General features: G+C 25.8%; 23 protein-coding genes. 15 read left to right on the forward strand and 8 right to left on the reverse strand.

Translation table 11 applies throughout. From position 1 onward, the window contains the following. Positions 1–56: 56 nt before the first annotated feature. The 8 genes from ACNI28_RS05405 to ACNI28_RS05440 are packed head-to-tail and all read right to left on the reverse strand — an operon-like array spanning position 57 to position 7,278. A complete protein-coding gene (locus ACNI28_RS05405; protein ID WP_419766201.1) occupies positions 57–1,346 on the reverse strand; it encodes a DUF4910 domain-containing protein in 1,290 nt (429 codons plus the stop codon). A gap of 1 nt (position 1,347) precedes the next feature. Further along, positions 1,348–2,121, reverse strand: a complete 774-nt coding sequence (locus ACNI28_RS05410) for an AAC(3) family N-acetyltransferase (RefSeq protein WP_419766202.1) — start codon at positions 2,119–2,121, stop codon at positions 1,348–1,350. Next, the gene (locus ACNI28_RS05415) at positions 2,111–2,365 is read right to left on the reverse strand and encodes an acyl carrier protein (protein ID WP_419766203.1); all 255 of its coding nucleotides are present in this window, start codon (positions 2,363–2,365) and stop codon (positions 2,111–2,113) included. Before ACNI28_RS05415 ends, ACNI28_RS05410 begins: the two co-directional genes overlap by 11 nt. 5 nt (positions 2,366–2,370) lie before the next feature. Then, on the reverse strand, positions 2,371–3,024 hold the full coding sequence (locus ACNI28_RS05420) for a hypothetical protein (RefSeq protein ID WP_419766204.1): 654 nt from the start codon (positions 3,022–3,024) through the stop codon (positions 2,371–2,373). Continuing rightward, positions 3,021–4,481, reverse strand: coding sequence for a class I adenylate-forming enzyme family protein (locus ACNI28_RS05425; RefSeq protein ID WP_419766205.1), 1,461 nt, complete (start codon positions 4,479–4,481; stop codon positions 3,021–3,023). The genes ACNI28_RS05420 and ACNI28_RS05425 overlap by 4 nt, the downstream gene beginning before the upstream one ends. Next, complete coding sequence (locus ACNI28_RS05430; protein WP_419766206.1) at positions 4,471–5,427, reverse strand: aminopeptidase; 957 nt, start codon at positions 5,425–5,427, stop codon at positions 4,471–4,473. The genes ACNI28_RS05425 and ACNI28_RS05430 overlap by 11 nt, the downstream gene beginning before the upstream one ends. Next, positions 5,427–6,062: an RraA family protein gene (locus ACNI28_RS05435; RefSeq protein WP_419766207.1), complete on the reverse strand. Its 636-nt coding sequence runs from the start codon at positions 6,060–6,062 to the stop codon at positions 5,427–5,429. The genes ACNI28_RS05430 and ACNI28_RS05435 overlap by 1 nt, the downstream gene beginning before the upstream one ends. Continuing rightward, positions 6,055–7,278 carry a class I SAM-dependent methyltransferase gene (locus ACNI28_RS05440; protein ID WP_419766208.1) on the reverse strand — a complete coding sequence of 408 codons (1,224 nt, stop codon included), beginning with the start codon at positions 7,276–7,278 and terminating at the stop codon, positions 6,055–6,057. The genes ACNI28_RS05435 and ACNI28_RS05440 overlap by 8 nt, the downstream gene beginning before the upstream one ends. Positions 7,279–7,457: 179 nt before the next feature. On the opposite strand from ACNI28_RS05440, the gene ACNI28_RS05445 reads away from it, so the two are divergent. The 15 genes from ACNI28_RS05445 to ACNI28_RS05515 all read left to right on the forward strand — a co-directional run bounded on the left by ACNI28_RS05445 (position 7,458) and on the right by ACNI28_RS05515 (position 23,136). Next, the gene (locus ACNI28_RS05445; RefSeq protein ID WP_419766209.1) at positions 7,458–8,432 is read left to right on the forward strand and encodes an NAD-dependent epimerase/dehydratase family protein; all 975 of its coding nucleotides are present in this window, start codon (positions 7,458–7,460) and stop codon (positions 8,430–8,432) included. Positions 8,433–8,441: 9 nt separating this feature from the next. Then, the gene (locus ACNI28_RS05450; RefSeq protein ID WP_419766210.1) at positions 8,442–9,578 is read left to right on the forward strand and encodes a LegC family aminotransferase; all 1,137 of its coding nucleotides are present in this window, start codon (positions 8,442–8,444) and stop codon (positions 9,576–9,578) included. Beyond that, complete coding sequence (locus ACNI28_RS05455; RefSeq protein WP_419766211.1) at positions 9,575–10,153, forward strand: NeuD/PglB/VioB family sugar acetyltransferase; 579 nt, start codon at positions 9,575–9,577, stop codon at positions 10,151–10,153. Before ACNI28_RS05450 ends, ACNI28_RS05455 begins: the two co-directional genes overlap by 4 nt. Continuing rightward, positions 10,150–10,965 carry a glycosyltransferase family A protein gene (locus ACNI28_RS05460; RefSeq protein ID WP_419766212.1) on the forward strand — a complete coding sequence of 272 codons (816 nt, stop codon included), beginning with the start codon at positions 10,150–10,152 and terminating at the stop codon, positions 10,963–10,965. The genes ACNI28_RS05455 and ACNI28_RS05460 overlap by 4 nt, the downstream gene beginning before the upstream one ends. A gap of 16 nt (positions 10,966–10,981) precedes the next feature. Beyond that, complete coding sequence (locus ACNI28_RS05465; protein ID WP_419766213.1) at positions 10,982–12,037, forward strand: N-acetylneuraminate synthase family protein; 1,056 nt, start codon at positions 10,982–10,984, stop codon at positions 12,035–12,037. Position 12,038: 1 nt separating this feature from the next. Next, complete coding sequence (locus ACNI28_RS05470; protein ID WP_419766452.1) at positions 12,039–12,719, forward strand: acylneuraminate cytidylyltransferase family protein; 681 nt, start codon at positions 12,039–12,041, stop codon at positions 12,717–12,719. Then, positions 12,712–13,743: a nucleotidyltransferase family protein gene (locus ACNI28_RS05475; protein WP_419766214.1), complete on the forward strand. Its 1,032-nt coding sequence runs from the start codon at positions 12,712–12,714 to the stop codon at positions 13,741–13,743. Before ACNI28_RS05470 ends, ACNI28_RS05475 begins: the two co-directional genes overlap by 8 nt. Beyond that, entirely contained in the window at positions 13,740–16,415 is a 2,676-nt protein-coding gene (locus ACNI28_RS05480; protein ID WP_419766215.1) for an LIC12162 family transferase, read from the forward strand. The genes ACNI28_RS05475 and ACNI28_RS05480 overlap by 4 nt, the downstream gene beginning before the upstream one ends. Beyond that, a complete protein-coding gene (locus ACNI28_RS05485) occupies positions 16,412–17,890 on the forward strand; it encodes a hypothetical protein (RefSeq protein WP_419766216.1) in 1,479 nt (492 codons plus the stop codon). The genes ACNI28_RS05480 and ACNI28_RS05485 overlap by 4 nt, the downstream gene beginning before the upstream one ends. A gap of 11 nt (positions 17,891–17,901) precedes the next feature. After that, positions 17,902–18,795, forward strand: coding sequence for a glucose-1-phosphate thymidylyltransferase RfbA (rfbA, locus tag ACNI28_RS05490; protein WP_419766217.1), 894 nt, complete (start codon positions 17,902–17,904; stop codon positions 18,793–18,795). A 21-nt stretch (positions 18,796–18,816) separates the two neighbouring features. Then, positions 18,817–19,380 carry a dTDP-4-dehydrorhamnose 3,5-epimerase gene (rfbC, locus tag ACNI28_RS05495; RefSeq protein WP_419766218.1) on the forward strand — a complete coding sequence of 188 codons (564 nt, stop codon included), beginning with the start codon at positions 18,817–18,819 and terminating at the stop codon, positions 19,378–19,380. Further along, a complete protein-coding gene (locus ACNI28_RS05500; protein WP_419766219.1) occupies positions 19,377–20,411 on the forward strand; it encodes an NAD-dependent epimerase/dehydratase family protein in 1,035 nt (344 codons plus the stop codon). The genes rfbC and ACNI28_RS05500 overlap by 4 nt, the downstream gene beginning before the upstream one ends. Continuing rightward, entirely contained in the window at positions 20,411–21,274 is an 864-nt protein-coding gene (gene rfbD, locus ACNI28_RS05505) for a dTDP-4-dehydrorhamnose reductase (RefSeq protein WP_419766220.1), read from the forward strand. The genes ACNI28_RS05500 and rfbD overlap by 1 nt, the downstream gene beginning before the upstream one ends. A 1-nt stretch (position 21,275) precedes the next feature. Next, complete coding sequence (locus ACNI28_RS05510) at positions 21,276–22,190, forward strand: methyltransferase domain-containing protein (protein ID WP_419766221.1); 915 nt, start codon at positions 21,276–21,278, stop codon at positions 22,188–22,190. A 160-nt stretch (positions 22,191–22,350) separates the two neighbouring features. Then, positions 22,351–23,136 carry a methyltransferase domain-containing protein gene (locus ACNI28_RS05515; protein WP_419766222.1) on the forward strand — a complete coding sequence of 262 codons (786 nt, stop codon included), beginning with the start codon at positions 22,351–22,353 and terminating at the stop codon, positions 23,134–23,136. Positions 23,137–23,152 lie beyond the last annotated feature (16 nt).

A 23,152-nucleotide genomic window follows, 5' to 3' on the forward strand; every position in this document is an offset into this window, starting at 1 on the left:
TAAAAATACTTATTATTTAAGGTTTAGATTGTACCATAATAACTATTTATTTATTTCTAAATTTTTCTAATAATATTATTCTGAATTAGCAAACCAATAAAATTATTTATATCTTTATATTTTAAGTTTATAATATTAGAAATATCAATTAAATCATTTTTCCCATCGCAATAAGTTATAAAATTTAATATATTTCCTATATTAGGATAATTATTTTTAGTGTATAAGTCCGAATATAAACCATCTATCTTATTTAACTGAGGTTCACATAAAATATTAGCCATATATATATAATTACATTCTAATGCTTCTATAATATTTATATAAGTTTTATATGCACCAAATAATCCTTGAGGAGAAATATACTCTAAATTATCTAAAGAAGTATGATATTCATCATATTCTCTATATTTAGTTCTCATTACTGAACACACTGGTAAATCGATCCCAGGAAAACAATATTGCCTTTCATCACTACCTCTATCCAAATAAGTATACTTTTTAAAATTTAAACAATAGTTTTCTAAAATATGTAAAGCTACCTTATCAGCAAGTGAATTACCCTGTCTAGAAGGAAGATAGCTAAAAGAATTATTATCTCCAACACAAGTAATCTGAAATCCTGAAATAACATTTCTTTTCATAACATCATGATTTTTACTTAAATACATTATAGAACCTATTGTTTCAGGAATAAATATTATTCGATATGTGTATCGTCTTACTTTAAGTTCTGAAATAAACTTTGCAAGATATGATGTTATTGCTGGCCCTGATAATTCATTATTTGCCATAGATGGATGACAAATATATGTAGACAAAAATATTTCTTTTTCTTCTTCTCCTTTTAAAATAACCTCTCCATAAGTTAAATAACCATTTTCTAGAGTAGTATCAATTTTTACTTTATAAATACCATCTTTTAATTTCTTATATTGGTTATAAGAAATACAAAATCCCCAATTTTCTTTATAATAAGAAGTTATGTAAGGAATAGAGTCTGGTTGCTTTTCTAAAAAATATAAATGTTTTTTTAATTCATTAAAAGGCATCTCTTTATTTAAAGGAATTGAATACCCAACTAAATGAAGGTTATTTTTTTTAAATTCACAAATTTTTTCTCCTTCTGGAGTTATAATATAAGCATCATTACAATTCCACTCTCTTGGGATCGTCCAATCAAAGCATTTAGTACCAGTCGGAATTTCATATATATTTAATTCTGGAATTATATCTTTTATATAATTTAAGGTCTGTCTAACTCCATTTCCTGTTAAACTTCTATTTAAAGGGAATAAGTCTTCTACAAATTGATATAAATTATCAGACATTTCTTTTAACTTCAATTTAAACCCTTTTTATTAAAAAGTCTTTCCATTCAGGTAATACTTCTTCAATTAAAGAATAAGTTTGTTTTGCAGTAATCAAAGAAATACTGCCTCTTCCTAACTTTACTTTTCTCCCAATATTTCTATCCATTGCTAACTTATCAAACTTTGAAAATTCAGCTTGAATATTTGATTCTAAATTTCTACAGTAATAAAAAACACTATGATCTATTATTTTATTATCTAAAATTGTTTTTCCATAAAAAAGAATATTCTTTCTATAATCAACTTCTAATTCTCTTTCTACATAATGTATATAAGTTGTTGCAGTATCCATGTTAAAGTTTACAAATTTTATATTTTTCTTGTACATTAAATCAAAAATACTCCCTTTACCAAAACAATCAGAAGATATAATATTATTCTTCAATATATTATTTACATTTCCACAAATTGAAACACTAAACAAAGGATCTAGGGTTCTGACAGAAGTATCTAACCCTCTTATTTTTTCCGCTAATAGCCCCATTTTTGAAGGAGTGTTTTTATAATCAAACACTTCACCATATCCATTACTTCTAAATGAATATGTAAAGGTAGGAACAATCCATGTTCCCGTATCACCAATTATTTCAAATAAGGAATCGTAAAAAATAGAAAAAACATTATCTTCCGTCATCCCACCGTAGGGAATACCAAAAAAAGAAAGGTTTGCATGAGAAAAAACAATATCCCCTTCTCTTAAACCTAGTTCAATTAAAGCAGCTTTAACATCTCTCTTATTATAATGCATCAACTTTATCTTTAACAACTTCTGATAAACTATTTACACTCGCAAAGACCAGTCTTCTATCTTGAAAATCATTTTCAGAAAAAGATATAAGAAATTTATTTTCCAATTCACTTATTAACTCAAAGGCCCCCAATGAATCTACGTATCCTTCTTCAAAAATATTTATATTTTCTTTAACCAATTTTATTTCAATTCCACTTTTATTAGATACCCATAATAATATAAAGTCTTTTATTTTATCCATACTATTTATTTCCTTTCATATTCAACAAATTCTATTATTTCATTGTTTAATGTATTTTTACAAAAAAAGACTTTTAATATTTTATTATTTATCTTCTTTTTAAACAATATAGTTAATTTAACTTCTTCTAATTCTTTCAATATCTTGTATTTGTCTTCTATTGTAGAGACAAGAAGACTTATACAGTTAACTCCTAAATTATCTAAATAACCAATACCTTTCATTTCTAGATTTGACTTTTCATAATTTATATCCATTTTCATTGTTGGTGCAATTGAATTTATTTTTATTGTAGTATTATCTAAAAAAAAACTCATATCAAAAGTTAAATTTTGATAAAAACTCTTAACACTATTAATATTATTATAAAATGATTTAATTTTTAATTCTTCTCCATTAAAACTTAACTTAAAAGTAGCTTTTTCTTTTAATACAGTTTTATATAATACAACTTCTATACTTGGGTTTTTGCCCTTCTTATAAAAGATCATGTCAGATATAATATTATTCTTATCACTTACAAATTCATAAACATCTTTATTAACTATTTTCTTTTCTTTAAAAGATATATAATAACCATTTGAAATAAGCAACTCATTAATTACCTTATAATTTAAATGATCACAAGCATAAACAATATGAGATAATCCGAAAATCAAATTAATTCTTTACAAAGAGTTTTTAATTTATTTTTATCTATTTTTCCACTATTATTTTTAGGTAGTTCTTTTATCATAAGCACATGAGATGGAATTTTTTTAGTACCCAGATTTTTTGAACAGAAGCTTTTAACCTTTGCCTTAATATCTTCAATAGTTTCTGTTACAATAAAAGCAAGAATGTCTTCTCCAAAAAGTTCATGTTCTAACCCAATAACAGCTACTTCTTTAACACCTTCACAATTTAATATAACATCTTCTATTTCCTTTGGAGAAATATTTTCTCCACCTCTAATTATAATATCTTTCTTTCTATCTGTTAAATATAACATATTATTTTCTATATACCCTATATCTCCCGTTTTAAAAGTATTATTTTTGATAATATTTTTAGACTCAATATCTTCAACTATATATCCATTCATTAAATAAGGAGTTTTAACAATTATTTCATTATCTTCATCAAAACTAACTTCTACACTTTTTAATATTTTCCCAACGGTATTTTCTAAATCTATAGTTTCTTTTGTTTGAGATGAAATAAAAAATGTTTCGGATAAACCATAGTTTTGTAAAGGTACTAAATTATATTTCTCTTTAAATTCTTTTTTTAATTTAAAAGATAATGGAGCTGTACCCACTAATGATAACTTTATCTTTTTTCTATAAATATCTAGTGTCTCTTTACTACTTTTATCAAAACGATTCATTATTGACATAATTGAAGGGACAAGCCATAATGTATTAACTTCATACTTATCTATTGTTTTTGATAAATTAGTAACCATTGAAATATTAAATTGTTTTGATAGTACAAATGAGGCACCATTCACAAAAGGTAAAAACATTAAATTGTAATAGCCCCCAAAATAAGTAAGGCTTAAATAATTTAAAAACCTATTACTTTGATCAATCCCTACCATCTCAGAAAATTCTAAGGCATTGTTATACAAATTAGATATTCTTTGCATTATGCCTTTTGGCTTTCCTGTTGTTCCAGAAGAGTGCATAATTATAGAAATATCATTTATCCCTAAATCATAAAACGGTTCTTTCTTCATGATTGTATAAGTAGAAAATTTGTTATAAGAATAGTCTATAGTTTGAATATTTGATATTGAAGTTTTACTAAAGTAATATCTTATACCTAAAGTATTTTTAAAATACTCTAATGCTTTTATTTCAGACTTATGATTTACAGGGACAGCTGTTGCACCTACATACATTAAAGCAAAATACAAAACAATAGTATCAAAATCATTATCTGTAATAACACATACCTTTTTACCATTGAAGTTTTCAATATCTTCCAAAAATGAACACATTTTTAGTACCAAAATATTAAATTCACTATAAGTATATTTTTGATCATTTATACTATCTATAACAAAAATATTATTCGAGTAAGTAATAAACTTATCTCTTAATTCTTTTGTTAAATTATTTTTAATATACATGCTTACCCTCATTAATAATAAGTTTGCCACTAATTTCTACACTAGGATTTAAAACAATGGTATCAAGGTGAAATTTAATAATATTTTCACCACCAATAGTTGAATTTGAACCAAACCCAATATGGAAAGTGTTATAGCACCCCTCATCCTCTAACATAAATCCTGACAATTTAGCTTTATAATTAAATCCGAATCCCAATTCTGCTGGAATTTTAGCTTTTTCTCCATATTTATTAAATAATTCCATAAGCTTTTTATCATTACATTTAATTACTCTTCCATTCCTTATTTCAAGTTTAATAGGCTTACTTAATACACCAAACCCATTATAAGGTATACTCCCATCAACAACCAAAATACCATTAGTGTCATCTTCTTTAATAGCAATATTAACTTCAAAATCAGGTGGAGAGGCTAATAAGAAGGATTTATTAATAAAGCCTGGACAATTATTAGATACTCTATTTGATATATCAAAAGTAATATCTGTTCCCATTTTTGTCTTTATTTTCACACTGTTAGAATTTTGTAATATTGAAGCTAGTTTATTTTGTTTTTTTACTATTTTATTAAAATCTAAATCAAAACAATCTCTGGCTAATAAATTAATTGAATAATCAGGCATACTTACAAATCTTTTCCCAAGTTTTGTAATGTTATATCTTTCTTTGGTATGTGCAATAGAATATTGAACTAATGAGATTATAATATCTGAGTCTAACATCATGCTATAAGCTGCATTAGAAATCTTTGTTTCTCCATGAACACTACCTGAATCTATTTCTGAGATAATAACGTTATCATTAGTTTGTATAATTGCAAATCTAAAAATAAGAGCCAATTCATATTTTGTTTTATCAAATAAAATTAAAACTTTATCATTTTTGGATATAGAAAAATATTTTTTAATAAGTAAATCAATATTTTTTAAAATGATTTCTTCCACTATAAATACCTTTTCATACAAATTGTTTCGAAAGTGTCCCAACCTTTTTCAAATACACACTCTTTCCATTTTATTTCTTGTTCTTTCAATTTTTTTAACTTTTCAATTAAAGAATTATTAATTTGTTCTTTATTTATTATTACAACGCCATCATCATCGCAAACTAGTATTGCTTTATTCAAGTTATTTTTTTGATCTAGAGCTAAATCTTCTAAATCATCAGTAAAAACTGGTTTACTATTAAAACATCCAATTGGATTTGTTCCAATATGCCAAATAGGAATTTTTAACTTTCTTAATTCTAAAGAGTCCCTTATCTTACCAGTTGTTACTATTGCTTTAGCTTTTTTCTTTTCAAAAATAAACCGCGTAACAATTTCTCCTATCAATGCTTTGTCTGTATTATCTATATTTTCTATAAATACTATGCTATTTTCTGGAGTATTAATAATATCATTATGTATCATCCAATTAGAATCTGCATATCCACAAGTATAAAATATCTCTCCTACTACATGATGACCTAAATTTAAAGGAACTACCCCCGAAACTCCACCAATTTTGCCCAATGCATCACTGACTTCTGATGTAGAGATCTCATTATTTTTTATAAAATCTATAACTTCATTATTCAATTTCTTTTCCTAAAATAAAAACCCACCAAAGAGGAAATTCTGTAGCAAAATAATACGCTCTTTCAGAATAGTCGTTTTTACATTCTTCTGCTGGTTTTGGTTCATAGATATCTTTTATATGATAACCAGATTTTTTAAATGCGTGGGCAACTTCTTCTAAAGTAGGAGTAACCTTCTGAACTTTATTTGAATACTCTGATACTACAGTGTAAGGTAATGTGCAATCACCTAACCATGGCATAAGCCAAAATACTCCATGAGGCTCAGTTATGTAGAGTTTACCTTTATCTTTCAAGTAATTCCGTACCATACTTAAAAAACTTTCTGGATTTGAAGTAGTTTTAGGATCAGGAGATACAAAATAAAAAAGTAACATATCACTTATTATTATATAATCAAAACTATCTATATATTCTTTATCTAAAATACCTTCTTCTATCTTTCCATGAATAAATCTTGATTTATTCCCAAATTTCTTACAATCATCAATAGCTACATCAATATATTTTTGATTAGGGTCAATTCCCACAACAGAAGCACCTTTAGAAAGTAAAATTCTTGAATAATAACCTGTTCCACATCCTATATCTAAAATTTTTTTATCTTTTATATCAAGTCCATCAAAATATTTATTAAAAAAATTAAGTTGAACATATTTGTACATATTCTCAAGTATATTATTATTTCTAAATTTTTGGGATGGCCAATATTTATCAGGAGAGACCTTGTATTTAACCATTAAATCATATCCAATTTGTTGATGAAAATTACCAATATGATTCATATCAAATAAATTTTCTTTGACTTTAAAAAAATTTTTATAATTTTTTTTGTTCTTAATTAAAATCTTCATATCAATTAAAACTTTTATTACTGTATCCATTCCTTTATGTAAAAGAGGAGTTTCCAGCTTTTTTTCTATCGCATATATTGAAGAGTTTTTTTCATTAAAATTCATAATTTCATTGTCATTAATACATGAGGGATCAGCCATCAATGAAAAAAATTGACTTGTTATAGATTTTTCTTCTAAAATCCAGTTTTTATCATTAAGTTCTTCATCTTCTGTTAAAGTATCATCCAAAAATTTATTAAGCATATAAAAAGTAGTATAGTTCAACTTAAAATGTTTTTTAATTCTTATGTTTGAAATAATCATACCATCATCACTATTTCTAGAATGAATTATATTATCATTATTAAAAATAAATTCCATATTATGTAAACCCTACTATTCAAATTACTAGGATTATAATCTATATGTTCTTACATCTGTATTATATTTTGAATCTTTAAAACTAAAATAACTCTTATTTTTGTTTTAGATTTAATAAGTAAATTATCAAATTTAATTAGATAGAATATACAAAATAATCAAAACCTAAAGAAGAATAAATGAAAAGAGTATTAATAACAGGTGGAGCAGGATATATAGGCAGTGTATTAGTTAAGTTACTATTAGAAAAAGATTATTTTGTAAGAGTATTAGATAATCTTTCTTTTGGTGGTGAATCAATCATAGAGCTGCTAAATAATAACCATTTTGAATTTGTAAAAGGTGATATTAGAAATAAACAAGATTTAACTAAATCTATGCAGAATATAGATTATGTTGTGCATTTAGCATCTATAGTAGGAGATCCTGCTTGTGCTATAAATCCTGAGCTAACTAAAGACATAAATTTAAATGGAGCAAAACTAACCTATGAGGTAGCTAATAAAATGGGAATTACAAAATTTATATTTGCTTCAACTTGTAGTAACTATGGAAAAATGAAAGATGAGAATGCATTTGTTGATGAAAAGTCAGAATTAGTTCCAGTTTCATTATATGCAGAAACAAAAGTAAAATTTGAAAAATACTTATTATCTCAGGACAAAACTAATATTGCTAAACCCACATGTCTTAGATTCGCAACAGTATATGGGTTATCTTCAAGAATTAGATTTGATTTAACAGTAAATGAATTTACAAAAGATTTAGCGATGGGAAAAGAACTTGTTATATTTGGTGAGCAGTTTTGGAGACCTTATTGTCATGTTGTTGATTTATCAAGAGCAGTGATTACGGTTATTGAGGCAGATGATAAAAAAGTTTCATTCAATGTATTTAATGTAGGAGATACAAACGAAAACTATCAAAAACAGATGATTGTTAATGAAATCAAAAAACAACTACCCAAAGCAAAAATAAAATATATAAAAAAGGATGAAGATCCAAGAGATTATAGAGTTTCATTTGAAAAAATAAGAAAAGAACTAAATTTTAAAATCACTAAAACAGTGCCTGATGGTATTAAACAAATTATTCAGGTAGTAAACGAAGGTTTTATAAATAATCCAGATGATTCAAAATACAAAAACATCTAAGTTATCAAAATGCAAAATATAATTAACTTTATAAAACAAACTTTTAATAACAAAAGTTTTTTACCTCTTCATGAACCAATTTTTATTGGAAATGAAAAAAAATACTTAAATGAATGTATTGATTCAACTTTTGTCTCAACAGTAGGTAAATATGTGGATATCCTTGAATCTGAATTTGCAAAAAAAGTGGGAAGTACTTATGCAATAGCAACAGTTAATGGTACTGCTGCTTTACATATTTCATTACACTTAGCAGGAGTAGAAAGAAATACAGAAGTCATAACCCAAGCTCTTACTTTTATAGCAACTTGTAATGCAATAACTTATTGTGGCGCAAAACCTATATTTATTGATGTCGACTTAGAAACAATGGGTATGAGTCCAAAATCTTTAAAAAAGTTCTTAGAAAGAAACTGTGAAGTAATAAATAATAACTGTATAAATAAAGTAACAAAAAAAACTATAAAAGCGTGTGTTCCAATGCATACATTTGGTCATCCATGTAAAATTGATGACATAAAAAAAATATGTACTAAGTGGCATATTAATTTAGTTGAAGATAGTGCGGAAAGTTTAGGTTCTATTTATAAACAAAAGCATACTGGAACTTTTGGAAAATTTGGAGTATTTTCATTTAATGGAAATAAAATAATCACTTCTGGAGGTGGTGGAATAATAGTTACAAATGATGAAGAACTAGCAAGAAAAGCAAAACATATTACAACAACAGCTAAAAAATCCCATAAATATGAATATATACATGATGATATAGGCTATAATTATAGAATGCCTAATATTAATGCTGCATTGCTAGTAGCACAAATGGAAAACTTAGACAAATTTTTAAAATCTAAAAGAAAATTAGCAAACATTTATAAAAAATTTTTTTCGGATAAAAATATAACTTTTGTAAGAGAACCAAAAAAATCAAAATCAAATTATTGGCTAAATGCCATTTTATTAAGTGATCAAAAACAAAAAAAACAATTCTTAGAATTTACAAATAAAAATGGAGTGATGACCAGACCAATTTGGAGAATTATGAGTGACCTTGAAATGTTTAAAGACTGTCAAAAAGATGATCTAATAAATACCAAATATTTAGAAGAAAGAGTTGTAAATATTCCAAGCAGTGTAAGAATATGACAAAAGAAAAGATAGTTCTTATTGGAGGAGGAGGACATTGCCGTAGTGTAATAGACGTAATTGAACTGGAAAATAAGTATGAAATACTTGGAATAATTGATAAAAAAGAAAATTATGGTAAAAAAGTATTAAATTATAATATAATTGCTTGTGATGACGAATTAAAAAATATTTTAAAAAAATGCAAAAATGCAGTAATAACAATTGGTCATATAAAATCTAATAAAATACGAATTGATCTATTTAATAAATTAAAGAATATAGGCTTCAACTTACCTGTAATAATTTCTCCTTTATCCTATATCTCTGCACATTCACTCATTGAAGAGGGTTCTGTAGTTTTACACCATGCTTTAATCAATGCAAATGTAAAAATTGGGAAAAATTGTATAATCAATACTAAAGCTCTAATTGAACACGATGTAATTATTGAAGACAATTGTCATATATCAACTGGAAGTATTATAAATGGAGGAGTAAATGTACAAGCAAATACTTTTGTTGGAAGTAATACAACTACTAAAGAATATATAAGTCTAACAGGATTTATTAAAGCTGGTAGTATACTAAAATGAAAAAAGTTGCTTTTTTAACAACAATTTTTCCAACTGATATTTCATATATAGAAGATTTTTTTGATTCATTACAAAAACAAACTTATAAAAATTTTGATATTATTGTGGTAAATGACAATTATAAAAATTTTGAAAAAATCAAACAATCCTATTCAAAGTTATCTATCATTGAATTAAAATATACAAATTGTATTTCAAAAAATCGCGAATATGGAATAAACTATTGTATAAAAAAGCAGTATGACATCATAATATTTGGAGATATTGATGATTTATTCCATAATAATAGAGTTGAAGTATCAATAAATTTATTAGGAAATAATGATATTGTAATAAATGATTTAAGCTTATTCAATTTCCATGGTATTTATGAAGAAAACTATATTTCAAATAGGCTTTTAAATCAATCTACTATAAATTATGATTTTATTAAAACCAAGAATATTTTTGGTTTATCTAACACTGCAATTTCACTAAAAGGTGTAGATAAAATTTTTATTCCAAAAAAAATAATTGCAGTAGATTGGTATATATTCTCTCTGCTAATAATAAATGGTGCAAAAACAATATTTACTAATGATACAACAACTTATTATAGACAATACGATAACAATTTAATTGGCTTAAAAGAATTAAGTATTAATGATTTAAAAAAAGGTATTGAAGTTAAAATAATCCATTATGAATATTTATTAAAGATTTTTGATGATAGTATACTAAAAGAAGAATTAGATAGGTTAAAAAACCTAACAGATATCCAAAAAATCAAACAAAATAAAATAATAAACCCTCTTTGGTGGGAATTAATTTAAAAGGTAATAAGTTAAAATGAAAATACAATTAACAGATAATAAAGAAATTTATAATTACTGTAAACCTTATATTATTGCAGAAATAGGTTCTAATCACAATGGTGACATAGAACTTGCTAAGGCAATGATTGACGAAGCTATAAAATGTGGCTGCGATTGTGTTAAGTTTCAGTCATGGGACACAAATAGCCTAATAAGTGAACCAGAATATAAAGCTAATACTACATACGCGGACTCCAAAAAAAAACACTTTGGTTCTTTACGAGAAATGGTAGAAAAATATTATTTAAGAAAGGATCAACATTATGAATTAAGAGACTATTGTATAAAAAAAGGGATTGATTTTAATTCCACCCCATTTAGTAATGAAGAAGTTGATTTATTAAATGATTTAAATGTTCCTTTTTATAAAATTGCATCTATGGATATAAATAATATTCCTCTTCTAAAATACATAGCAAAGTTTAATAAACCTATTGTACTTTCAACAGGGATGGCCTCATTAGGAGAAATTGAAAATGCAATAAATACTATAGAAAAAGAAAATAATTTTAAAATAATTTTACTCCATTGTATATCAATTTATCCACCGTTAAATGAACAAATTAATTTAAATAATATTTTGATGTTACAAAATACATTTACATATCCAGTGGGTTTTTCAGATCATTCTATAGGGTTTTCAATTCCTTTAGCTTCCATAGCTTTAGGTGCTTGTATTATAGAAAAACATTTTACTATTGATAAAAACTTACCAGGTTGGGATCATGAAATATCAGCTGATCCTACAGAAATGGAAATAATTGTTAAAGAATCTAAAAATATATCTGAATCTTTAGGTAGCTTCAAAAGAATTATTTCAGAAGATGAAGAAGAAAAAAAGAAAAAATTTAGAAGAAGTATCATATTAAAAAATAATTTACAAAAAGGGCATATCATTACAGAAGAAGATTTAGTATTTAAACGTCCAGGGACAGGTTTTATACCAAATGAGGCTCAATATATAATTGGCAAAAAGCTACGAAAAAATTTAGCTAGTGAACATATTCTTAAAAAAGAGGATTTTGATTAAAATGATTGCTTTAATTCCTGCAAGATGTGGGTCAAAAGGTTTAATAAAAAAAAATATAAAAGAATTATTAGGGAAGCCTATGATTGCATATACAATTGAGGCAGCATTAAAATCAAAATATATTTCTGAGGTAATTATTTCAACAGATTGTAGAGAAATAGAAGAAATTGCGCTAAGACTAGGTGCAAAAAGTTATTTCTTACGTCCTGAATACTTAGCATCTGATGAAGCAAAAGCAGTCGATACCTATATTTATACTATAGAAAAATTAAATTCTGATTTTAATCATACAATAAATAATATTATTATATTACAACCAACTTCGCCATTAAGAACAACCGAAGATATAGATAATGCAATTGAACTATTTAAAAAAAAGCATGCGGATAGTGTTATAAGTTATACAGAAGAACATCATCCAATTGTATGGCATAAATACATAACTAAAGAGAAAAAGTTTACTAATATTTTTGATGATAGTATATTAAATCGTCAAGAGATAAAAAAAAGTTATTATCCAAATGGTGCAATATTTATTTTTAAATATGATTTAATTAAACATAAAACTTATTACAATGAAAATTCTTATGCCTACATAATGCCAAGAGAAAGATCAATAGATATTGATGAAGAAATAGATTTTAAGTTTGCAGAATTTTTAATGAAGGGTACGTATGAATAAAAAATTAATTTTCTCCAATAACACTAAAATAAATGAAGCAATTAAGTTGCTTGATGAAAATGGCAATGGCATATTACCAGTTGTAAATCTAAGTAATGAACTTACTGGTTTAATTACTGATGGAGATATTAGAAAAGCTATTCTAAATGAAAAATTAGATCTAAAATATATAATTAACAAAAATCCATATAAACTTCATATAAATTCATCTAAAAATCAAATTATTAACTATTTAAAAAAGATTCGAAGAAGGCATATACCTCTAGTTGACAATGACAATAAATTTATTAAAATTTTTACATTAGATGAAATAGAATTTAACTTAAAAAACAATTGGATAGTCATAATGGCAGGTGGATTAGGAACAAGACTAGGAGAACTCACAAAAAATATCCCAAAGCCAATGTTAAAAATAGGGAATAAACCAATATTACAACATATAATAGAAATGTTTACCAGTTATGGGTTTACAAAATTTATTATTAGTGTAAATTATAAATCAGAAATAATTAAAAATTATTTTAAAGATGGTAATGAATTTGGAATTGAAGTAAAATATCTTGAAGAAAAAAAAAGATTAGGTACAGGTGGAGCATTGAGCTTAATAGATTTAGATATTAATGAACCATTTTTTGTAACAAATGGGGATGTAATCACATCCCTTGATTTTAATGAGATGCTAAATGAACATTTATATTCAAAAGCAAATGCAACTATGTGTGTAAAAAAAGAAACCTATCAATTACCCTATGGAAATGTTTCAATGGATGAAGAACAAAATATTATAGAGATGAAAGAAAAGCCAATTTATTCATTTTTTATAAATACGGGTATATACATTTTTGATCCTATTATTTTAAAATATATACCAAAAAATGTTTTTTTTGATTTACCCGAAGTTTTTGAACTTCTAAAAAAAGATAATAAATCAACAAAGACTTTTATCATGGATAGTTACTGGGTAGATATAGGGAAAAAAGAACAATATGATTTAACATCAAAAAAATTCAAGGACTTTTTATGAAACTTCAAGAAGAATTGCCCTATAAATTTGTAGCGTCATCCTTATTTTTAGAAGATAATAAAAATCATATCGCACTAGATAATTACATTAAAATTAATAATCCTAATTTCAATATTAAATTAAACCCTATTCTCAGAAAAACAAAAAAAGATTGGATTAAAAGTGAATCATACATCAATAAAAAAACAGAACAATATACAAAGATTATTTCACAAAGATTAAATACTATTCATGAAAAAAATTATTCAGATAAATATTGGTCTCAATTTTTTTATATTGGATTAAAAAGATATATTACATTAGTTTATGAATTTTTCTCTCAAGTAGAATCTCGTTTTGATATTAATAACCAATCAATAACTCTTTTGTCAAAAGATAATTTTTATACACCTTTTGATTTAGAAGACTTGAGAGATTATCTTTCAAATTCTGAATTTGCACAAGAGCAACTATTTCATGTATATTATGAATTATTTCATAATAAAACACAATCTATAGTTGAATTTGAAAATGAATACAAGATATCAAGATCAAAATTTAAGAATTACAGTGAAAGTATGTTTTTACAGAATAAAATACTAGAAAAGGTAGAAATATTAATTTTTGGTGTTGCATCTGATAAAAATAGTTTGAAACAATTAATGAATATAACTAATAACAAAGTATTTCATCAAGAATTCACAAGCCATTTTTATGAAAATATCATTAAATTAGATAAGAAGAATCGTCTTTTTCTAAGTTCAAAAATAGATTGTTTTGATAAATTTGATTTATTTTTTTGGAAAACATTAGAAACTCTTTGCCCCACAGTATTTCTTGAAAGTTTTAAAAATATAAATAATTATTATACTAGTCATATTAAAATGTTAAAAAACTTAAAATATATAGTTTCAGAACAATGGATAAGTCAGCACCAATTATCTATATTTATCGCATGCTTAAGAGAAAAAGGTGTAAAATTACTTTGTAATGAACATAATGGATTACAACATATATTTTTAAATAATTCTGTTAATAGTTTTATTAACATTGTAGATCTATATCTAACACAAGGATGGTATGAAGAAAAATACAATAAAAATAATAATTTAATATCGACAGGTATTATGCATGAAGGATACGATAGGTCAAATATTAAACTTAATTATATCCATTCAAATCTAAAAAAAATACTTTATATGACTGCTCCAGCATATGCAAAAAAGACAAACTTTAATAGTATAAACTTTTGTACAGGAGAAGACTCAAAATATTATTTTACTTTTCAAAAAAGATTTTTTGATCACCTCTCTAGTAATCTAATTAAAAATATTACTTATAGAACAGCTCCTATTTTCCTTACTAAAAAGTGGCTTGTATCAAATCCCAAGTATTTTCTTAAACAATATTTAAATAATCTAGAAATTGATAATCACAAAAAGAATGGTTTAGAAGCGATGCTTGACTCTAAACTTGTAATACTAGATTACATTGGTTCTGCTTATATTCAATCATTCCTACATAATATTCCTACAATAATATTTTTACATGAAAACTGTTATTTAGATGAATGTGTAAATGACCTATTTAAAGAAATGATTTCAGTAGGAATAGTATACACAGATCCAATAATAGCTGCAGATTTTGTAAATAATAATGAAAATAGTATCCAAGAATGGTGGCTTAGTAAAGAAGTACAAAAAGTTAAAAATAAGTTTTTAAACTATGGGATACAAGGAGGTAATGTATTAAGAGATAATTTGCTATCATTTATAACTACAAAAAAAGAAAAAGAGAATTATTTGACAAAATTAAATTTAGAATACTATAAAGGCTCAGACCTATATTCGGACGGTGATATAGAAAACGACATCCTAGAAATTGTAAAACGAAACAATACATTTGCAGATATTATAGATGGAACTGATAATTGGGCTTTATTCTACCATTTAACACCTATGAGAGAAAATTTATTAAGTTGGTATGATTTTAATCAAGAGAGTTCTTTACTAGAGATTGGAGGTGGTTGTGGAGCTTTTAGTGGTATGTTTGCAAAGAAATTAAGTAAAGTAAAGGTTGTAGAACTTTCAAAAAGACGGGCAGAAATAATTTATAATAGACATAACAATTATAAAAATCTTGAAATAATTGCAGGTAATTTAAATGACATATCTTTTGAAGAAAAGTTTGATTATATTACACTTATAGGTGTTTTAGAATATGCCGGAAAATTTACAGAGGGGAGTTCCCCTTTTAAAACTTTTTTAGAAAACATAAAAAGCTATCTTAACCCAAATGGTAAAATACTTATAGCAATTGAAAATAAATTTGGACTAAAGTATTGGGCTGGCGCACCAGAAGATCATACTAGTATTATTTTTGATAGTATAGATGACTATCCAAACTCAAAAGAAATACAAACGTTTGGGAAAGAAGAAATATCTCAACTTCTTAAAGAAATAGGATTTACAAATACTAATTTTTATTATCCAATGCCAGATTATAAAGTACCAAAAGTAATTTATAGTGATGATTATCTACCAACATTAGAAGACTTTTTTGATACATATAGCCCAAACTTTGATCAAGAACGCCATGTTTTATTTGATGAAAAAAAAGCATATAAAAATATTATTAAAAATAAACAATTTCCATTTTTTGCTAATTCTTTTTTAATTGAGGTAACTTTATGAAAACAATCTTTGTAAAATATTCAAAAGAAAGATTAGCTAAGTTTCAAACTATGACTAAAATCATTCAAAATAAGAAAGGCGAAAGGTTTGTTATAAAAGAGCTAATAAACATACCTGACATCCCCTCTCATCTCGATAATATGTATGATAATTATGAATTATTATCATCTAAATATAACGTAAACTTAGTCAAACCAAAAAAAACTTCCTCCGGATTAATTTTTGATATGGCAAAAGGAAGTTCATTTGAAAATTTAATTTTAGAGTGTATTGAAAAAAATAACTTAGTTAAATTAAAATACTATTTAGAATCTTATTTAGAATTGATTAACAACATGTCTACCTCTGAAAAAATTAAGTTCAACCCATGTGAAAACTTTAAAAATATTTTTGGAACCTATGAAAAGAAAGAGGCAGTTGAAATTTTAAATCCTGCAAATATAGATTTAATATTTAGCAATATTTTTTATGAAGATAATCAATTTACAATTATTGACTATGAATGGATATTTCATATAAATATACCTAAAAATTACATCATATGGAGAGCTTTAAGTCATTTTAACAATTCTCATAATATTGACTTGAGTGAATACTTTGATATTGATCTTAACAATCCTACTTATCAACAAATGGAAGAAAATTTTTGTATGTATGTAAATGGACCTGAACAAAAATATTTAATAAAGAGTGTCTTAAAAAAACCTGTTCATTCTTTAGACACTCTTAATTCTACTAGTTATATAAAACTACTATTAAACAATCAATTAATAAAAAAACATATACTGAATACTTTTGCTTCCCAAAGTTTTATATTTAACATTTATACTGCAAATATAGATTTTCAGACTTTTAGACTATATCTTCTTGATAATAGTTGTCTTATAGAAATAGAAGAGTTGTTTCTTTCAGATAAAAATCATTCAATAATAAATTTAAGACCATATATCAAATCTAATGCATCAAGAACTATTGGAAACAAATTTTACTTTGAAAGTGTTTCTCCTGAAATTAGCTTAAATAACTTTACCATACAGAGTGTAAAGGATTTTACTATAAATGCTAAAATAAGATATGTAAATATTGGGAAAGAAGCATTAAGAAAATCTATTGAAATAATCAAGAAAGAGCATTTCAACCAAAAAGTAGTTTGCAATGACCTTCTCTTACTATTAAAAAATACAGGGAATTTTAAAATAGTCTTTTTTGGAGCATCAAGCGGCCTAAAAAAAAGATGGCAAAAGTTCATTGACTTGGGACTTAATCCTGATTTTATCTGTGACAATGATGTTAAAAAACATGGAGAATATTTTAATGAGTATAAAATATTCTCATCAAATCAAATATTTAATCTTGCTGATTCTAAACAAAAATATCTGGTTATTATAACAAGTGAATATTTTAATGAAATTACAGAACAATTAAATACATATTCAAATATTGGATATATAGTTAAATACAAAGATATTATATAAAAAGGAAAATAATGAAAGGCATAATTTTAGCTGGAGGAAGTGGAACAAGACTTTATCCAATTACAAAGAGTATTAGTAAACAACTTACTCCAATTTATGATAAGCCAATGATTTATTATCCTCTTTCGGTACTTATGCTATCTGGTATAAAAGAAATACTAATTATATCTACCCCTCAAGATCTTCCTAGATTTGAAGAATTATTAGGAGATGGGAGTAATCTAGGTATAAAAATTTTTTATAAAATTCAACCTAATCCAGATGGACTAGCTCAGGCATTTATATTAGGTGAAAAATTTATTGCTAAGGATGATGTCTGCTTAATCTTAGGGGATAATATATTCTATGGACATGGACTTACAGAGCTTTTAACGCAAAGTGTTAAAAATGTTACAAATGAAAATAAAGCAACTATATTTGGATATTATGTAAAAGATCCCAAAAGATATGGTGTAGTAGAATTTGATAAAAATAATAATGCAATTTCAATAGAAGAAAAACCTGAAAAACCCAAGTCTAACTATGCAGTAGTAGGCTTATATTTTTATCCAAATTCAATTATTGAAATAGCAAAAAACATTAAGCCATCTGAACGCGGAGAACTTGAAATCACAGATGTTAATGAAGAATATATGAAAAAGAATCAATTAAAAGTAGAATTACTAGGAAGAGGATATGCATGGCTTGATACAGGAACCCATGAATCATTACTTGAAGCAAGCATGTTTATTCAAACCATAGAAAATAGACAGAGCCTAAAAGTTGCTTGTATAGAAGAAATTGCATACGAAATGGGATATATTAATAAAGAACAACTTCTAAAACTTGCTGAACCATTAATCAAAAATCAATATGGACAATATTTAATTAAAAGAGCAAATGAAGGTAGAAATTGGATAAAATAATTTATATAATTAAGGAAAGAAATGAAAATAATAAAAACTAATCTAGAAGGTGTAATTATTTTAGAGCCTAAAAGGTTTGGAGATGAAAGAGGCTTTTTTCAAGAAAGTTATTCTAAACGAACTTTTGAAAATTTAGGAATTAACTATGAACTTATACAGGACAATCACTCTTTGAGTGTTGAAGCAGGAACATTAAGAGGATTACACTTTCAAACTTCACCAAAAGCACAGACTAAAATTGTTAGAGCAATAACGGGTGCCATACTTGATGTAGTTGTTGACATAAGAAAAAATAGTCCAACTTACGGACAACATATATCAGCAATACTAAGTGCAGATAATAATCGTCAAATTATTGTACCAAAAGGCTTTGCTCATGGTGTATTAACTTTAGTTCCTAATGTACATTTGTTATATAAAGTAGATGAATTTTACTCCCCAGAACATGATAGATGTATTAAATGGGATGACCCAGAACTAAATATAAATTGGAATTGGTCAAATCCAATACTTTCAGAAAAAGATACTAATGCAATTTTATTAAAAGATTCTGATAATAACTTTGAATATGGAGTAAATTCATGAAAAAAACTGTTTTAGTTACAGGGGCAGGTGGATACATAGGAACAACATTAGTCCCTAAACTACTATCAAAAGGTTATAAGGTAAAAGCTGTTGATAGATACTTTTTTGGATTAGAAAAATTAGATGAAAATCCAAACTTAGTTTATATAAAGGAAGATAGTCGAAGAATAAATGAAGAAATCTTTGCTAATGTTGATTTTGTAATAGATTTAGTTGCAATTTCAAATGACCCAAGTGGAGAACTATTTGAAGAAGCAACATATCAAATAAATCATATAAGTAGAGTAAGAACAGCAACCATTGCAAAAAAGATGGGAGTAAAAAGATATATTTTACCATCAAGTTGTAGTATATATGGTTTTCAAGATACTAAAGTAGATGAAACTGCAAAAACAAACCCTTTAACAGTTTATGCAATAGCAAATGAAAGAGCAGAGAAAGGGGTATTACCTCTGGCAGATAAAAATTTTTGTGTTACTATCATGAGACAATCTACGGTATTTGGATATAGTCCAAGAATGAGATTTGATTTAGCTATTAATGGTATGACCTATGGAGCTTGGAGAAATAAAAAGCTTCCACTTATGAGAGATGGAAAACAATATAGACCAATGGTTCATGTTCAAGATACAACTGATGTAATGTGCTTATTACTAGAAATTGAAACAGTTAAAATAAATGGTGAGTTGTTTAATGTAGGTGGCTTTACAAATAATTATCAACTCGGTGAATTAGGTGAAGAAGTAGCTCGTGCAGTATCAGAAAAACTTAATGAAGAGATTAAAATTGAATGGTATGGAGATATAGACTATAGAAGCTATAGTGTAGATTTTACAAAAATCAAAACGATTTTAGGATGGGAACCTAAATGGAATGCAAGTATGGGTGCAAAAGATATAATTGATAGATTAGAAGATGGTACTTTAGAAAAAAATACAGATACTATAACTATTGACTGGTATAATGACCTTATCAAATGGCATAAAATAATTAAAAATGCTGAAATGTATGGTGGAATATTGGATATATAATGAAAAAAGTTTTATTATTAGGTGCAAATGGACAACTAGGTAGTGATATAAAAAAAGTATTTAAAGAGGATATTGAGCTTATTTGTTTAACTAGAAAGAATTTTGATATTGCACAAGATGAAATATCAAAATTAAACAAATATTCAAATATTGACTATATAGTAAATACTACTTCTTATCATAAAACTGATGAATGTGAAGATTTCCCAGACAAATCCTTTAAAGTAAATTCTAGTTTTGTCTATCAACTAGCAAAATATTCTAATGAAAATGATATAACATTATTTCACATATCTACAGATTATGTATTTGATGGAATGGCAAATGAACCTTATAAAGAGGAAGATACTCCTAATCCTTTAAACATATACGGATTATCAAAATATTCTGGAGAAATAGCTATTCAGAATTATACTAAGAAATTTTTTATTTTTAGAGTCTCTTCTTTATTCGGTGAAAGTGGTGCCTCAGGAAAAGGTGGAAACTTTGTAGAAACAATGATTAATTTAGCTAAAAAAGATGTACCATTAAGTATCATATCAAATCAATATATGTCACCTACACATACATTGGATATTGCAAAAGCAATACACTACTTTATAAAAAATGAGATACAAGACTTTGGTATATTTCATTGTTGTAATACAGGCAACTGTAGTTGGTATGAATTTACTGCAAAAATATTTGAATTAACAGAGATTAATTACCCAATAAGTAAAACAACTTATGAAGAATACAAAACAAAAGCATTAAGACCAAAATATAGTGTTTTGTGTAATTCAAAAATTAATAAATACTATAAAATGCCTCATTGGGAAATAGCATTAAAAGAGTATACTAATATAAAACATAGGAAAATATAATATGATATCTAAAGTTATTTTTAATACATGTACTAAGTTTTTTGCGACAGTTCATATTGAAGGAGTAATATATAGTGAGGCTTCTACTTTAATTAATGTAACTTCTACAGATAAAAGATTTATAAACTCTACTGTCCTTCAAAATAAAATAATAAATTCAAAAAATATTTTTTCATTACAAATATTTTTATCTGAAAATAATTTTAATGATAACCTAGAACTAACATTTATATTTACAGACTGTAGTCATAAAGTAAAACTAGGCGACATAAATCTTTCAATTGCATCAAAATTAAAGAATAAGTTGAAACTACCAAAACAATGGCTAGAATATCTTCAAGATGATTCATATAAAACTATGTTAGATATAGGGGGGAGAGCAAGAAGTGGTGTACTATATGCAAATAAATACAGAGATACATTTAAAAAAGATGTAACAATACTTGATATTGTTGAAGATAAAGATGTTAATATTGTTTGTGATTGTCATGAAATGAGTAAGTATTTACCTTCTGAATATTTTGACATAATACTTTCTTCTGCTGTTTTCGAACATCTTATAATGCCATGGAAAGTAGCTATTGAAATGAATCGTGTTATGAAAAAAGGTGCTGTTGCATATATTGGAACTCATCAAACAATTGGCATGCATGATCTTCCGTGGGACTTTTACAGATTTTCAGATACTTCATGGCATGGCATATTTAATGAACATACAGGGTTCGAAATTTTAGGAACAGAATTAAGTGAACTTCAATATATTGTACCTTTTTGCTATGAAGATAAGCTTGCTAATTTTGAAAAATCTGCTGGCTTTAGAGGCTCATCAGTTTTAATAAAAAAAATTTCTGATTCCAAAATGGAATGGGATTTAAATGCTAAAGATGTAGTGAATAATTTATATCCAGAAGACTAACCTATTTAATTTTAAAGGGAATAAAATAATGCAAAATGAATTAACTTTTATAAGTTGTAGTAAATTTTTTGCCACCGTACATATTAAAGGAGTAGTATTCATTGATAATTGCATTTTAAAAAATATTACCTCCTCCGATAAAAGATTTATAAATTCTATAGTGATTCAAAATCAAAAAGAACATTCAAAAGTTATATTTTCCCTGCAAATACTAGTCTCTCAAGACAAATATATGGATGATATGGAAATTGACCTAATTTTTAGTGATTATATATATAAAACAAAACTAAAAGATATTAATGAATCAATCTCTTGTAGAAAAAATACAAATTTAAAACTACCAAAACTATTTTTACAATATCTTAAAGATGATTCCTATAAAACTATGTTAGATATAGGAGGGAGAGCAAGAAGTGGTGTACTCTATGCAAATAGGTACAGAGATACATTTAAAAAAGATGTAACAATACTTGATATTATTGAAGATAAAGATGTAGATGTTGTTTGTGATTGTCATGAAATGAGTAAATTTTTACCTTCTGAACATTTTGACATAATACTTTCTTCTGCTGTCTTTGAACATCTTATAATGCCATGGAAAGTGGCTATTGAAATGAATCGTATTATGAAAAAAGGTGCTGTTGCATATATAGGTACTCATCAGACAATTGGTATGCATGATCTTCCCTGGGACTTTTACAGATTTTCAGATACTTCATGGCATGGCATATTTAATGAACATACAGGGTTCGAAATTTTGGGAACAGAATTAAGTGAACTTCAATATATTGTACCTAGATGTTATGAAGAAATTCTTGCAGATGCGGAGAAGTCATCTGGATGGAGAGGTTCATCTATAATGATTAAGAAAATTTCTAATTCCAAAATGGAATGGGATTTAAATGCTAAAGATGTAGTGAATAATTTATATCCAACAGAAGATTAAAAACAAATCAAAATAA

The organism is Arcobacter denitrificans (SeqCode), from assembly GCF_048571185.1.
GTDB lineage: Bacteria > Campylobacterota > Campylobacteria > Campylobacterales > Arcobacteraceae > Arcobacter > Arcobacter denitrificans.